Origin of the sequence: Streptomyces sediminimaris, assembly GCF_047049295.1 — a bacterium.
GTDB classification, from domain to species: Bacteria; Actinomycetota; Actinomycetes; order Streptomycetales; family Streptomycetaceae; genus Streptomyces; species Streptomyces sediminimaris.
In genome coordinates, this window is record NZ_JBJWOT010000001.1 from 4,129,316 (window position 1) to 4,142,224 (window position 12,909).

General features: G+C 69.7%; 13 protein-coding genes and 1 pseudogene. 10 read left to right on the forward strand and 4 right to left on the reverse strand.

From position 1 onward, the window contains the following. Positions 1-40: 40 nt before the first annotated feature. Both ACJ9NR_RS19090 and ACJ9NR_RS19095 read right to left on the reverse strand, forming a co-directional pair. Positions 41-277, reverse strand: a complete 237-nt coding sequence (locus ACJ9NR_RS19090) for a DUF397 domain-containing protein (protein WP_412488774.1) — start codon at positions 275-277, stop codon at positions 41-43. Next, positions 274-1,155 carry a helix-turn-helix domain-containing protein gene (locus ACJ9NR_RS19095; RefSeq protein ID WP_412488775.1) on the reverse strand — a complete coding sequence of 294 codons (882 nt, stop codon included), beginning with the start codon at positions 1,153-1,155 and terminating at the stop codon, positions 274-276. Before ACJ9NR_RS19095 ends, ACJ9NR_RS19090 begins: the two co-directional genes overlap by 4 nt. A 221-nt stretch (positions 1,156-1,376) precedes the next feature. Between ACJ9NR_RS19095 and ACJ9NR_RS19100 the strand changes: the two genes are divergently transcribed. Together ACJ9NR_RS19100 and ACJ9NR_RS19105 are read left to right on the forward strand one after the other, a co-directional pair. Continuing rightward, positions 1,377-2,717 (forward strand): NsdA family TPR-like regulatory protein, encoded by a 1,341-nt coding sequence (locus tag ACJ9NR_RS19100; protein ID WP_412488776.1) that lies wholly within the window; start codon positions 1,377-1,379, stop codon positions 2,715-2,717. Between the two features lie 55 nt (positions 2,718-2,772). Beyond that, positions 2,773-3,477, forward strand: coding sequence for a 2'-5' RNA ligase family protein (locus ACJ9NR_RS19105; RefSeq protein ID WP_412488777.1), 705 nt, complete (start codon positions 2,773-2,775; stop codon positions 3,475-3,477). Here the strand turns inward: ACJ9NR_RS19105 and ACJ9NR_RS19110 are convergent. Beyond that, a complete protein-coding gene (locus ACJ9NR_RS19110; protein WP_412488778.1) occupies positions 3,373-3,918 on the reverse strand; it encodes an ATP-binding protein in 546 nt (181 codons plus the stop codon). The genes ACJ9NR_RS19105 and ACJ9NR_RS19110 overlap by 105 nt on opposite strands. A 211-nt stretch (positions 3,919-4,129) precedes the next feature. On the opposite strand from ACJ9NR_RS19110, the gene ACJ9NR_RS19115 reads away from it, so the two are divergent. The 8 genes and pseudogenes from ACJ9NR_RS19115 to ACJ9NR_RS19150 all read left to right on the forward strand — a co-directional run bounded on the left by ACJ9NR_RS19115 (position 4,130) and on the right by ACJ9NR_RS19150 (position 12,253). Next, positions 4,130-4,537 (forward strand): hypothetical protein, encoded by a 408-nt coding sequence (locus ACJ9NR_RS19115; protein WP_412488779.1) that lies wholly within the window; start codon positions 4,130-4,132, stop codon positions 4,535-4,537. 8 nt (positions 4,538-4,545) lie between these two features. Continuing rightward, positions 4,546-4,713, forward strand: a complete 168-nt coding sequence (locus ACJ9NR_RS19120; protein WP_358598333.1) for a hypothetical protein — start codon at positions 4,546-4,548, stop codon at positions 4,711-4,713. A 183-nt stretch (positions 4,714-4,896) separates the two neighbouring features. Continuing rightward, entirely contained in the window at positions 4,897-5,100 is a 204-nt protein-coding gene (fxlA, locus tag ACJ9NR_RS19125) for an FxLD family lanthipeptide (RefSeq protein ID WP_412488780.1), read from the forward strand. 78 nt (positions 5,101-5,178) lie between these two features. After that, positions 5,179-8,232 carry a lantibiotic dehydratase gene (locus tag ACJ9NR_RS19130; RefSeq protein ID WP_412488781.1) on the forward strand — a complete coding sequence of 1,018 codons (3,054 nt, stop codon included), beginning with the start codon at positions 5,179-5,181 and terminating at the stop codon, positions 8,230-8,232. Then, complete coding sequence (locus tag ACJ9NR_RS19135; RefSeq protein ID WP_412488782.1) at positions 8,232-9,407, forward strand: lanthionine synthetase C family protein; 1,176 nt, start codon at positions 8,232-8,234, stop codon at positions 9,405-9,407. The genes ACJ9NR_RS19130 and ACJ9NR_RS19135 overlap by 1 nt, the downstream gene beginning before the upstream one ends. A gap of 87 nt (positions 9,408-9,494) precedes the next feature. Further along, entirely contained in the window at positions 9,495-10,718 is a 1,224-nt protein-coding gene (gene fxlM / locus ACJ9NR_RS19140; RefSeq protein ID WP_412488783.1) for a methyltransferase, FxLD system, read from the forward strand. 320 nt (positions 10,719-11,038) lie between these two features. After that, positions 11,039-11,255, forward strand: a pseudogene (locus tag ACJ9NR_RS19145) (transposase family protein); the annotation flags it as partial. 77 nt (positions 11,256-11,332) lie between these two features. Continuing rightward, a complete protein-coding gene (locus ACJ9NR_RS19150; RefSeq protein ID WP_289938041.1) occupies positions 11,333-12,253 on the forward strand; it encodes a DUF4238 domain-containing protein in 921 nt (306 codons plus the stop codon). Between the two features lie 131 nt (positions 12,254-12,384). Here the strand turns inward: ACJ9NR_RS19150 and haaN are convergent, their stop codons facing one another. Next, a complete protein-coding gene (gene haaN, locus ACJ9NR_RS19155; protein WP_412488784.1) occupies positions 12,385-12,864 on the reverse strand; it encodes a cyclophane-containing RiPP N-acetyltransferase HaaN in 480 nt (159 codons plus the stop codon). Between the last annotated feature and the right edge of the window lie 45 nt (positions 12,865-12,909).

Genomic DNA, 12,909 nt, shown 5'->3' on the forward strand with positions numbered 1-12,909 from the left:
GCTGGGATGCGGTCGGCAGGCGGGGCCCACGGCTCTCTACTCAGCCCCGAAGCGGACCGATTGCCCCGCTGGCAATTCCGCCAACCAGCGCGCGCATCGCCGCCTTCGGAAAGAGCAGCGGTCCACGGCTGATGTCCTTGGAGTCGCGCACTGCGGCGCGTTCGCCCAGTTCGGCAACTTCCAAGCAGTCGTTCGCACCCCCGCTGTACGAGCTCTTCCGCCAGTGCGCGCGTGCGAGGTCGACGTCGTGCGGGGCGGCCATGCTGGGCGTGCTCACTCTTCGAGCTCCTTGCTGATGCGTGTGATGCGGGTGCGGGTCTCCGATGGGTCGAGGGCGCTGTCCCTCAACTGATCAAAGATTTCCGTGTAGTTGTCCACGTCCTCCGGGGACTCGAGATACACGGAGTTCTTGGGGTTCTCCAGCCACACCAGGTTCGGCGTGGGGTGCGGGAACGTCAGGATGACGAACGGGCCGTACAGCCCGGGATGCGCGCCGAGCGAGAACGGCAGCACCTGCACGGTGACGTTCGACCGCTCGCTCGCCTCCACCAGCTTCCGCATTTGGTCGCGCATCACTTCGGTGGAGCCGACCGTCCTGCGCAGCACGGCTTCGTCGAGGATCGCCCAGAGCCTGGCAGGGGCCTCACCGCCCAGGCGGCTGTTCTGCCGCTCCATGCGGACCCTGACCAGGGACTCGACCTGCGGCGGGGACAGGTCCTTCCTCATCTGGGAGATCACGGCACGCGCGTAGTCCTCGGTCTGGAGCAGCCCCGGCACGAGCATCGGCTGGTAGCTGGCGAGGTGCGTCGCGCCGGCCTCCAGCGCGAGGTACCCGTCGTAGCGCGTCGGGGTGAGTACCGTCGAGTACTTCCGCCACCAGGGCTTCTGCTGTTCCTTGTCCGCTCGCACGAGGTCGAGCACGTCAGCGCGCCGGTCGTCGTCGACGACGCCGTACAGGTCCAGCAGTGCCCGGACGAGGACCGGCGTCGTACCGCGTTCGCCGTTCTCGATCCGGCTCAGCGACCCCTGGTTGACCTCCAGTTGATCGGCGACCTCGGTGAGGGTGAGCCCGGTCGCGTCACGCAGTTCCTTCAGCCGTGCCGCGAGCTGTCGCCGGTACACCGACTGCGGGACCAGGCTTCTCTTCAAGGCCATGCCGGAAGTCTCTCCGTACCGGCGACACCTCTACAACCCATACGGGTCAACTTCACCAGACATATTGCCTAGTTGGTGGTTGCGTCGGCATGCTGTCAGGAGCCGCGGCGCGCGTTGGTACGGGCGTGCGCCGCAGCCGACCGATGGGCGAGCAGGCCACGACCTCGCTACCAGCACGCGCCTTCGTGTCGGTCCTGCATGCCGTATCAGGAGGGTGGGCCATGCCTCGGACAACGCTGCTTCGGCAGCTGCTCCAGCAACGGCACCTGACGACGCACGAGGCTTTCGCCGCCCAGTACGAGCGGGCCGCCGCCCGGCTGGCAGAGCTCGACCGAGACCCCCGCCTGGCGTCCCTTCAGGTCTCTCCACGTCAGTTCGACCGCTGGTACGGCGGGGAGTTGTTGACTCTGCCCCGTCCTGACGCCTGCCGGGTTCTGGAGCACATGCTGGGCAGACCCGTGTCCGAGCTGTTCTCCACGGCGGATGACGGCGACTCCGCGCGCGACCGCGACGGGGAGTCGAGCACGGGCCAGCAGGCGACGAGTGCGCCTCCGCCGCGCGAGGGCGACGAGAACCCACTGGACATCGTCACCCGGACCCGGCAGCTCACGGCCAGTAACGCCGACGACGCGACGCTTGCCTTTCTCGACTCCTCGTTGGAGGGCATCGCCAGCCGGTACGAACAGGACGGGCCGTACGTCCTCCGTCCCCAGGCCCGCCGCGTACGGCAGCTCGCCCACACCCTCCTCGACGGCCGCCAGCCCCCGCGCACGCGCCGGGAGCTATTCCGCCTCGCCGCCCGTGCGTCCGGCCTGCTCGGCTACATGGCGGTGAACACTGGCGACTTCGCGCTCTCGGAGGCGTACTGCACCGAGGCCCGGGATCTCAGCCGTGAGATCGGCGACCTGGACACCGACCTCTGGGCGTGCGGCACCCTCTCCTTCGGCCTCTACTACGCCGGCAGGTACGACGAGGCGGATGCCTGCGCCGCCGCGGCCGTCGATCGAGCCCCGCGCCACGCCCAGTCCATCCGCCTGCTCGCCAACGGCCGGGCCCGGGCCCTCGGTAAGACCGGCGACCGGCGTGCCGTCGAGCAGGCCATCGGGCAGGCACTCCGCCTCTCCGACCTCCACGAGGTACCCGTCGGGCTGACGTCCTGCATCTCCTTCGAGCCGTACGGACGGGCCAGGACGCTGGCCAACGCCGTCACGTCACACGTGGCGCTGCGCAACACGGCCCAGGTACTGCGCGACGCCGAGCACATCGACGACCTGGTGGAGCACTCGACCTCCTCCTGGAGCCGTTCGCTCGTACGCCTCGACGTGGCCACCGCGCTGCTGCAGCAGCGCACGCCCGACATCGACCACGCGATGGCGCTGGGCCGTGAGGCCCTGCGGCTGTGCGGAGACACACCGATCAGCTCCGTCTACCAACGCTCGCGTGACCTGCATGAGCAGGCCGGGCCGTGGCGTGATCATCCGGCGGTACGCGATTATGGCGACGAGTTCCGGACCTGGAGCTCTCAGCCAGCGGCCCTGGCCATGGCGTCATCCGCGTCGTAGGCGCCGTCGGTGTCGTCGTACTCCGGGGCAGTGTGAAGCCGAAGGAGTACGTCGGGTGCCCCTGCTCAGCGCCGATCCCGCCGCGTTCCCCGCCGAGCCCCCCGCCGACACGCACGATCCGGCGGTCACAGCTGCCCACGACTGGGCGGCGTTCAGCGCACTCGACGAGATGACCGACCACTGGGCACGCCCCGGCTGGTCGGACGGCAGCCGGGCGTACTACTGGATGCTGACCTTCCCGGATGATCAGCGGCTCGCGGCTCTCGCTGGACACTGCCAGGAGGAGCTGGCGCCCCTCGGCCTCGACCCGGTGCCGGCGGACGGATTGCACATCACCCTCGCCCGAGTCGGTACGCCGGACGTCGTCGCCCCAGGCCAGCTGGACAGCCTGGCGCGGGACGCCGAGGCGCTGCTGCCCTCCGCGTTCTCCGTACGCGCCATACCGCTGGCCGGCTCCCGAGGCGCCGTCCGCCTGTCCCTCGGCCCCTGGGAACCCCTGCTTCTGCTGCACCATGCGCTGGCCAAGGCGGGGAGCAGCGTCGGTCTGGCCCCGAAGAAGCCGACGTCCGCCTTCCGGCCGCACCTGAGCCTCGCGTACAACAACCGTCGGCGCCCCGCCGCGCCCGTTGTGGAGACGGTCTCAGGGCTTCGCGCTCTACCGGCTGTCGAACTCTCCGTGTCCGCCGTCCAGTTGGTGGAGCTCCGCCGTGAGGGGCGGACGTACCGCTGGGATGTGCTGAGGAACGTCACGCTCGCGTAGCCCGCTGGCGCTCAAGGCGAGAACCACGACCACTTCCTTGCCGATCGCGGTCGGCCGGACGGACCACTCGGAGGCCAACTCCCCGACGAGTAGCAGTCCGAGACCACTGTCCGTCAACTCATCCACCGACTCCTCCGCAGAGCGCGCCCGGACCCTGGAGACGTCCCGTCCCGCGTCATGGACTCGTAGTACCGCCATGTCGCGGTAGACCTCCACACACATGCAGTCCGGTCCGCCGGCTGTGTGCCTGAGCGCGTTGCCCACGAGCTCCGAGGCGATCAGAACGGCGTCGTCGACCCGCTCCGGCGCGGCACGTCCATCGAGGAACTCTCGTACGTGTCTGCGCGCGAGGCCCGAAGGCTCGGTGCAATCGGCCAGCTTCACCCAATGACGCCGTACTGGCGTCCGCCTGCAGAGGCGCTCTTCGTCCACCGCGTCCATCGCCGCTTCTCGTTTCCGCTTGGCACTGGACCGATCAGCCTCGCCACGCGTGAGCCGCGGCGGTACGCCGCGCCTCCGCCTCTTCGCGCGCCGCCGGACGGCGGACGAACGGCGTGCTGACGGCGTACCGCCGCCGACTGCCCCCGGCGAGGCTCTTCGTCGAGGCGCCGGTCCTTGGCGGCTCGGCTCACCTGGCTGGAGGTAACGCGGAATGAGCGGCAGTGCGAGGCAGACCGCACCACACGAGGTGCCCCCGGGCACGCGCCTGGTGTTGTACGCCTGTCTGCCCGCGTCACTCGGTGAGGCCGCCGACCACAGTGTGGCCAGCGCACGGCGGTACGTGGCCGATGCCGGCTGGGAGGCGGTCGAGACGTTCGTCGACCGGGCGGCACCGTTCGAGAGCCGCGCCCTGTGCGAGGGCTGGCACAACGGTTTGGCCGCGGTCGAGCAGGGGAAGGCGGCCGGGATCGTCACCCCTCTGCTCGTGATGCTGGGGCATCTGGAGGAGGACAGGGCGAACCTCGCTGCCTGGCAGGCTCGCACCGGAGCTCTGATCACGACCCCGTGGGCGGTCGTCGATGCCGCAGGCGCCACGGTCGCACGGCGGTCGGCGGCGTGATGGCCCGGATGCGGCAACGGTCGCTCCTGCAGATGCTCGGCCAGGTCGGATGGGTGCTGCGGCATCCGGCTACGTACGTCGGTCGGTTCGGCTTCGGCACCTTCCAGGTGCTGTTCCTGCCCGTCCTGGTGACCGGCACAACCTTGACGACGCTCTACGCGGGCCAGTCCCGGTAGCCCGGCCCGTGTCCTCGACCCCCCTCTCCGGATGCTCCGAATCCATGTCCCCCACGGAATCCGATCAACCGGAGAGGGGCCGCACCCAAGGTGCGAACGCAGAAACCCGGCTCGCGGCAATCCACACGAAAGCCGGGCAGCACGACGAACCGTTCGGATCCTTCAGACAGAAGAGGAAGTGCGATGACCGCAACCATGCTCAGCCCGATCACGACGGCCACAACCGGGGCGTCCGCTGCGACGGCCGCCCCTGGGGCACCCGCCGACCCGTTCGACGTCGACCTGACCATCGTCACGGAGATCGGCGCCGACCTGCTCCCCAAGGCGTGCGGCACCGGTGACGGGTGCGCGGCCTCCTGCGCCTCGTCCTGCGCCAGCGCCGTCTGACGGGGCTCGCGCACGGGGTCGGGGGCGCAGCCGCCCCCGACCCCGCTCGTTCACAGCACTGATGGCGGAGGCATGGGGATGGGAAGCGACGGAAAGCTCTACCAGCACACGGGCGCGGCGCTGCTCCGGGCCGCCGCGATGCCGCTGACGGGTCTGCCGACATGGTGGCCTGACCCGTCCGACACGGAGGCGTGCGGCAGGTGGCTGAGGCAGGTGTGGGCCGATGCGCGGTTCGCCGACGCAGTCCGGCAGGCGAGCGGCGATCTCGCCACGCGGGTCGACGCGATCTACGCCGGGCAGCCGACACGCTCCAAGCAGGTCCGGCGCGCCGCCATGGCCACTGTCCGCTACTTGGTGCGCGCCACCGGGCGGCCGACCCCGTTCGGCCTCTTCGCGGGAGTCACCGCGGCCAGCGTGGGTTCGACGCCACACGTGAGGTGGGGAGATGCACATCAGGCCGTGGCGCGGGTGGATACCGAGTGGCTGGACGACGTCATCGTCCGCCTGGAGGTGTGCCCGGCCCTGCTGGAACGCCTGGATGTCGTTCTGAACAACCTGGCGGTGCGCCGCGGCGGACGCCTGCACGTCCCGCACGGCGGACCGATGGGTGCCACCGTCCGGCGCACTAGCGCGGTCCGCGTGATCGAGGACCTGGCACGTCGGCCGGTCCGCTTCGCCGCCCTCGCCGAGCAGTTGGCGGCCTCCTTCCCTTCAACCGAGCCGCCGAGCATCCGCACACTGCTCGGCGCGCTGGTGCGTGAGAAGTTCCTGATCACCAGTTTGCGCGCGCCGATGACCGACACCGATCCGCTGTCCCACCTGATCGAGCGGCTGCACGGCGCGGACGCGGGCACGGTGCCGCAGGTCGCGCAGGTTTTGCTCGAGCTGGAAGCGGTGCAACGCGCCGTACACGAGCAAAATCGGCGCCCTGCGAGCGCGCAGGGGCTGGCTCGGGAGGAACTCACGGGTCGACTGCGTGGGCTCTCCGACGCGGGTCGAAGTCCCTTGGCCGTCGACCTGCGGCTGGATGCCGAGGTACGGATCCCCGAGAGGGTCGCGCAGGAGATGGAGAGGGCTGCCGATGCTCTACTGCGGCTCACGCGCCGACCGGCGGGCCAGGGCGTGTGGAAGGAGTACCAGGTCGCGTTCTGGGAGCGGTATGGCACCGGCACGCTCGTGCCGGTGAAGGAGGTCGTCGACCCGGCGTCCGGGCTCGGCTATCCAGCCGAGTATCCCGGCAGCCGCATGACCGCTCCGCCCCTGACAGTCTCCGAGCGGGACGAGCGGCTGCTGGCCCTGGCCTGGCAGGCGCTGGTCGGCGGCAGCAGGGAGATCGTCCTCACCGACGACCTGATCGACCGCCTGGCCGGCGATGCGCCGACCGGGCAGGAGGCACCGTCCCACGTGGAGATGTGCGCGCGCCTGCACGCCGACAGCCTGTCCGCCCTGGAGGACGGGGACTTCACGCTCACGGTGACACCGGCGCGCGCCGCGGGAACGCTCACCTCCCGGTTCACTCCGGTCGCCACCGGCACGGGACTCGACGAGGTCTACCGCCAAGTTCCCACGGGCGTCGAGAACGCGTTGACCGTGCAGCTCTCCTTCCCGCCCCTGTACCCGCAGACAGAGAACGTCGCCCGCATCCCCGCTTATCTTCCACACGTGGTCCCGTTGGGCGAGCACCGCAGCCCCGACGACAACACCGCGCCGACGGTCATCGACGTCGACGACCTCGCGGTCACGGCCACGCACACCCGGCTGTACCTGGTCAGCATCTCCCGCCGTCGCCTGGTGGACCCGCAGGTCTTCCACGCCATGGCCCTGGACAAGCAACCCCCGCCCCTGGCCAGGTTCCTGGCGCACCTGACCCGCTCCTTCGGCCCTGCCTGGACCAGCTTCGACTGGGGGCCGCACGGCGCACGGCTGCCGTTCCTGCCGCGCGTCCGCTACGGGCGCGTGATCCTCTCTCCCAGTCGCTGGAACCTGACCGCCGACGACCTTCCAAGCCGCGGCGCGGACATGCGGGAGTGGACTGACGCCCTCGGCCGGTGGCGGAAGCGGTGGCACTGCCACGGTGCCGTCGAGCTGCGGGAGGACGACCGGACACGTCGGCTCCAACTCGACGTGCCCGCCCACGCCACCGTCCTACGCGCCCACCTGGACCGGGAAGGCCATGCCGTGCTGACAGAGGCGCCGGCCGAGGAGACCTACGGCTGGATCGGCGGCCACGTCCACGAGATCGCCCTACCGATGACCAGCACCCGCCGACCGATGCCCGACCCGCTCTCCGGCTTCCTTCCCGTGCTCACCAACAGCACCCTCGGGCCCCTACCGGGGGCGGTACAGGCACCGTGGCTGAACGCCAAGATCTACAGCCACCCCGATCAGCTCGATGAGCTGATCGGCACCCACCTCGCGAGGCTCGTGACCCAACTCCCAGGTACGCCCGAGTGGTGGTTCGTCCGCTACCGCACCCCGCACGACCTCGACCACCTCCGCTTGCGCATCCGCACCCGCAGCCCCGGACAATACGCCGCCTGCACTGAGCTCGTCGCCGGATGGGCCACCGTGCTGCGCCGCGAGGGGCTCAGCAGCAGGCTCGTGTTCGACACGTACACCCCGGAGATCGGCCGCTACGGCCCAGGCGCCGCCCTGCGCTGTGCCGAGGCGGTGTTCACGGCCGACTCGGCCTACGCCCTCGCCGCCCTGCAGGGCCCCGGAGTCGACGGCGTCGACGGACGCGCGCTGGCCGCGGTCGGCATGGTGGACATCGCCTGCGGCTTGCTCGGCCCCGACGAGGGCATGCGGTGGCTGGCGAACCGGCCCGCGCCTCCGGCTCGCGTCGAGCGAGGCGTCAGCGACCAGGCCATCGAACTCGTTCGCCGCACTACGCCTCGTGCCCGAAGCTGGGGCGAAGAGCTCGCCCAAGCGTGGCACCGTCGCGTCGTGGCCCTGGCGCTGTATCGCGAGAGCCTCGCCGAGAGCATGGACCTCGACTCTGTCCTGGAATCCTTGCTGCACATGCACCACAACCGCTTGCGTGGCCTGGACCGGGAGGACGAGAGGATCTGCCGCCGCCTTGCCCGTCAGTCCGCCGTCGCATGGGCCGCCCGGCCGGGGGAGAGCCGCTGATGAACTACGACGCGCCGCCCACACCCACCGGGCCCGGCTGGGGGCAGTCGCTGTACTCCGGCGCGGCGGGAGTCGCGCTGCTGCACGCCGTCAGGGCCCACACCGGCGAAGAGGACCGGGACGCGCTCCGGCCGTGGGCCGCCGCCATGCTCAAGGGCCCGATCCAGGCCGCCGCCGAAGCATGCGGTCTGTACGAGGGCGCCCCGGCCGTCGCGTACGTCCTCAGCTTCACGCACACGAACACCGCCACGCGCGCCCTGGCGACCCTGGACACACACCTCGCCGACGTCACACGCCAACGACTCAAGCGGGCACACGCCCGCATCGATCATGGCGCGTTGCCCACCCTGGGCGAGTACGACCTCATCAGCGGACTGACCGGGCTGGGCGTGTACCACCTGCACCGCGGCCACAAGACGGAACTTCGGGACGTCCTCGTCTACTTGGCGCGGTTGACGGAACCGATCACCATCGAAGCGCAACGTCTGCCCGGCTGGTGGACGGGAGACAGCCCCGATCTGCGACCGACGCCGCGATGGCCCGGCGGACACGGCAACTTCGGCCTCGCCCACGGCATCACCGGACCGCTGGCGCTGCTGGCCACGGCTCTGCGACACGGCCACACAGTGCCCGAACAGACGCAAGCCATCACCCGAATCTGCGACTGGCTCGACCGGTGGCGCAACGGCACCGGCTCGCACGCCTGGTGGCCGGACCTGATCACCCGAGCCGAACACCGACGCGGCGAACTCCAGCGCCCAGGACCGAGACGCCCGTCCTGGTGCTACGGCACCCCCGGCATCGCCCGCGCCCAGCAACTCGCCGGCCTCGCCCTCGGCGACCGTGACCGGCAACGGCAAGCCGAGCAGGCCCTGGCCGGATGTCTGGCCGACGACCAGCAGCTCGCCCAGCTCACCGACGCCTCCCTCTGCCACGGTTGGGCGGGGCTCATACAGACCGTCTCCCGTGCCGCCGCCGACGCCCTCGACGACGAACTCGCGTCGCATCTACGCCGCCTGAACGTCCGGCTCAACAAGCACCTGGACCACCACGGACTACCGGACGGCACCGGCCTGATGGACGGCACGGCAGGCATCCACCTGGTCCGTCTCACCGACCCCGTCAACATGGCGATCACTGCCCCCTGGGACCGCTGCCTGCTCCTGACAGGGTGACGCCGCGAACCGCATCCGCACACCAGAACAAATGAGAACGATCTGCCCCTGCCGTACGCACAGCCGGGCACCTTCCGAAAGGACGCGATGAACACCACCACTGGCGCCTCCCCCGAGGGCCTGCGCAACCGCCTGGTCGACGCCATCCTGAAAGAGGACCTCTCCGGCCTCCGCGACACACGCGTTGAAACCGCCATGCGGACCGTACCCCGCCACGCCTTCCTCCCCGACGCACCCATCGAGGAGGCGTACGCCAACAAGAGCGTGACGATCAAGGAGAACCCCGACGAGGACGCACTCCCGCTGAGCTGCGCCTCCCAGCCCGACGTCGTGCACTTCATGCTGGTCCAGCTCGCCGTCCGCGAAGGCGACAACGTCTTCGAGATCGGGGCCGGCACCGGCTACAACGCCGCCCTGCTCAAGCACCTCACCGGGAAGTCCGGACAGGTCACCACATGCGACATCGACCCCGACGTGACCGCCTACGCCCGCCGGACGCTGGACGCCAACGGATACGAAGACGTTCGCGTCGTCACGAGGGACGGCGCCCTCGGCGCCCCGGAGTTCAGCCCGTACGACCGAATGATCGCCACGGTTGGCATGTGGGACCTCCCCGGCGCCTGGTGGGACCAGCTCGCCGTCGGCGGACGCCTCGTGGTCCCACTCCGGTGGCGCGGGCTCTCCAGGGCCGTGGCCTTCCAACGCGAGGAAGGGCGCATGCGGTCCGACTCCGTCAAGATGTGCGGCTTCCTCCCGGTGATCGGCCAGGACGGAGAGCGGAACGATTACATCGACGACGACCGGCTCGTCCGGCTCTACTGGGACGAGGACCAGTCCGTCGCCCCGGAACTCCTTCGCGACGCGCTCACCCGACCGAAGTCGGTCGTCTGGACCGGTGTGACGGTCGGGCCCGTCGAGTCATTCGACGGCGTCTGGCTGCGGCTGAGCGCCACCGAGCGAGCGACCTGCCGCATCACTGCGAAGCCCGCAGCGGTGGAGGCCGGCCTCCACCGCCCCGCCTCACCCGCTCTGAGCCCTGCCCTCGTCGAGGGGGACTCCATCGCGTACCTCACTCTGGAGCGGACCGCCGAAGACCCCGAGGCAGAACCCCGATTCCGGCTGGGAGCCGTCGGCTACGGTCCCGCCGGCGCCGATCTCGCCGAGCGGATCTGCGCGCAGATCCGCGCCTGGAACCCGGCCCGGACCGCCGAACCCGTCGTCACGGCCTACCCCGCGGACACACCGGACAGCGACCTCGCCGACGGAGCCGTGATCGACCGGCCCTCCGTGCGGCTCGTCATCACCTACTGATCCTGACGCCGGTGGGCGTGGCCGTTGGCAGGTGCGGCCGTGCCCGCCGAAGCGAGAACAGGGCGGCGTTGGAGCACGGGGGTCAGCCCTGCGCGAGGTTCGCCTCACAGTCGGTGCACCGCCGCACGGCCCGTCGCCTCGGGTTGCCCGCGGTGGCGGTCGCCGGAGAAGCGTCGCTCAACCGCTCCCAGAGCCCAGGTTGAGGATTCGGGATCCACCCCCACCGCGGGGGTCGTACGTTGGCCTCGGTCATGTGGTCGCACCAGCCGGGCCTGTGCGTGTCGGAGAGACCAGGATCGCGCCATCCGGGTGAGTACAGCGCTGGCCCTCACGTGACCACCGGCCTGCGACGTCCGCCCGGTGGGGAACTCACTCTCACCCAGCGGAGCGGCAACCGCGCCCTCGCCCAGGCCCGAGCTCCTGTCGAGCGCGGCATGGCACGGCTGAAGTCCTGGCAGATCTTCCGCAACCCGCCTCAGCCCCAACCGCATGACCGTCATCGCCAAAGCCGTCCTCACCCTGGAGAGGCGACGCTGAAAAGCTCACTGTGCCGACAACTGGCGAACGGGCTCCGGGTGGCCAGGAGCGCCAGGAGCATCGCTACAGTCCCCCGTATGCCGCCGCACCCTGTGAGACACCACTTCGTCCCCCAGTTCCTGCTCAAGTACTTCGCCGGACAAGGAGGACAGCTGTACGTGCACCAATGGGCCAGCGGACGTGCCTTCCAAAGGAATGTGAAAGAAACAGGTCAGCGCAAGTACGGGCATTCGATCTACCGGCCTGGGCAAGATCCCGACCACTCGTCTATGGAAGCCGCCATGGGCGACATCGAGGGGCAGGCCGCCACTGTCGTCAAGGAGCTCGTGCAACGCCGTGAACGTGCCGTGTCCGAGCATGCCCGGGAGGCTCTGGCTTGGCTGCTGGCCCTGCAATGGCAGCGCAGCCGCTTCCTACGGCACGTGGTCAACCAATCCGTGGGCGTCGACGACTACGACCTGAGCGAGGAAGAAGTCCAGTCCAGCATGATGGGCCTGATCGCCCGGTCGGTCATCTGGCCATGGCAGGCACGCAACGACGAGGACGCCCACTACAAGGACCAGTGGAACCACCTGGTGTCGGTCCTGCTATCCAGCGGCATGTACTGGGCGTGCTACCGGCCACGCGGCGGCGGCCTGATCGTCAGCGACAATCCTCTGTGCATGTCAGGGATCGTGGGCACCCCGCCGCCAGGCATACCTACCGGCTTCTTTGATCACGGCGTTGGCATTGGCTTCACCAACTTCCGGCGGATCACAGTGCCGCTCGGCAGCAGGCTCGCCCTCATCATTTCCCGTGACCCGGACGAGGTATCCCGCCTGGATGTGGCCGCCATTAACCGGTTCACCGTGTTCAACAGCCGTGAGTTCGTGGCGCACTCCCCTCAGTGGAGGCAGACCCACCCCAAGCTCGCACGGGAGCTGCCTGACCTGCTGGAGCGGCAACAACTGGTCGCGCCAGCATTCCTCCAGGGCTACAAGCCCGGATCCACCGCGTAGGCCAGGCCAGCCAGCCCCACCCTTGCACGCGACAGCCTCTCTCAACGGCACCGAGTTTTGTGCGTTGCGGAACGCTGGCCCGTCACCCGATCAGTGGCCACGTTGAAAACACTCACTGTCTCGCATCACCTTTACGCGGCGCCGGAGTCGACCCGGTAGACGATCTTCCCGTCGAACTCGGCGAACCCGAGTGACTTGTAGAAGGCCCGTGCCCCCGGGTTGTCGCTGTCGGTCATCCATTCCACGCGGCTGCACCCGGGGCGCGCCGCGGCGATGGCACGGAGTTCGTCCATGAGGCGGGCACCGATGCCCTGCCGTCGGAGCGTGCCACGGACGTACAGCTCCTTGAGGAACAGGGAGTGCGAGGAGCCGGCGGCCGGCCAGAGGAACGAGTAGGCGGCGAGTCCGATGATGTCCCCGGTCTCATCCTCGACGAGCAGAGCGGAGGCTAGCGGCGGCGAGCCGAACAGCGCCTCTTGGACCTGGGTCCGGCGTTCCTCCAGCGGCTGGATACTGGTGTCGGTCGCGCCGTAGAACCGCTCGATCTCCTCGATCAGCTCGGCCACGGCCGGGACGTCCCGCTTCTCCGCAGGGCGAATCGTCACGCTCATCGGCGCCTCCTGTCGTTCCTCGGTAGCTTTGGTCGCTGCTGCACT

Excerpts from the sequence above, each read along its gene's own strand:
- ACJ9NR_RS19150 (WP_289938041.1), top strand. The coding sequence starts at position 11,333 with ATGCCGCCGCACCCTGTGAGACACCACTTCGTCCCCCAGTTCCTGCTC.
- ACJ9NR_RS19095 (WP_412488775.1), bottom strand. The coding sequence starts at position 1,155 with ATGGCCTTGAAGAGAAGCCTGGTCCCGCAGTCGGTGTACCGGCGACAG.
- ACJ9NR_RS19135 (WP_412488782.1), top strand. The coding sequence starts at position 8,232 with ATGAACTACGACGCGCCGCCCACACCCACCGGGCCCGGCTGGGGGCAG.
- ACJ9NR_RS19130 (WP_412488781.1), top strand. The coding sequence starts at position 5,179 with ATGGGAAGCGACGGAAAGCTCTACCAGCACACGGGCGCGGCGCTGCTC.
- haaN (WP_412488784.1), bottom strand. The coding sequence starts at position 12,864 with ATGAGCGTGACGATTCGCCCTGCGGAGAAGCGGGACGTCCCGGCCGTG.
- ACJ9NR_RS19100 (WP_412488776.1), top strand. The coding sequence starts at position 1,377 with ATGCCTCGGACAACGCTGCTTCGGCAGCTGCTCCAGCAACGGCACCTG.
- fxlM (WP_412488783.1), top strand. The coding sequence starts at position 9,495 with ATGAACACCACCACTGGCGCCTCCCCCGAGGGCCTGCGCAACCGCCTG.
- ACJ9NR_RS19110 (WP_412488778.1), bottom strand. The coding sequence starts at position 3,918 with ATGGACGCGGTGGACGAAGAGCGCCTCTGCAGGCGGACGCCAGTACGG.
- fxlA (WP_412488780.1), top strand. The coding sequence starts at position 4,897 with ATGACCGCAACCATGCTCAGCCCGATCACGACGGCCACAACCGGGGCG.
- ACJ9NR_RS19120 (WP_358598333.1), top strand. The coding sequence starts at position 4,546 with ATGCGGCAACGGTCGCTCCTGCAGATGCTCGGCCAGGTCGGATGGGTG.
- ACJ9NR_RS19115 (WP_412488779.1), top strand. The coding sequence starts at position 4,130 with ATGAGCGGCAGTGCGAGGCAGACCGCACCACACGAGGTGCCCCCGGGC.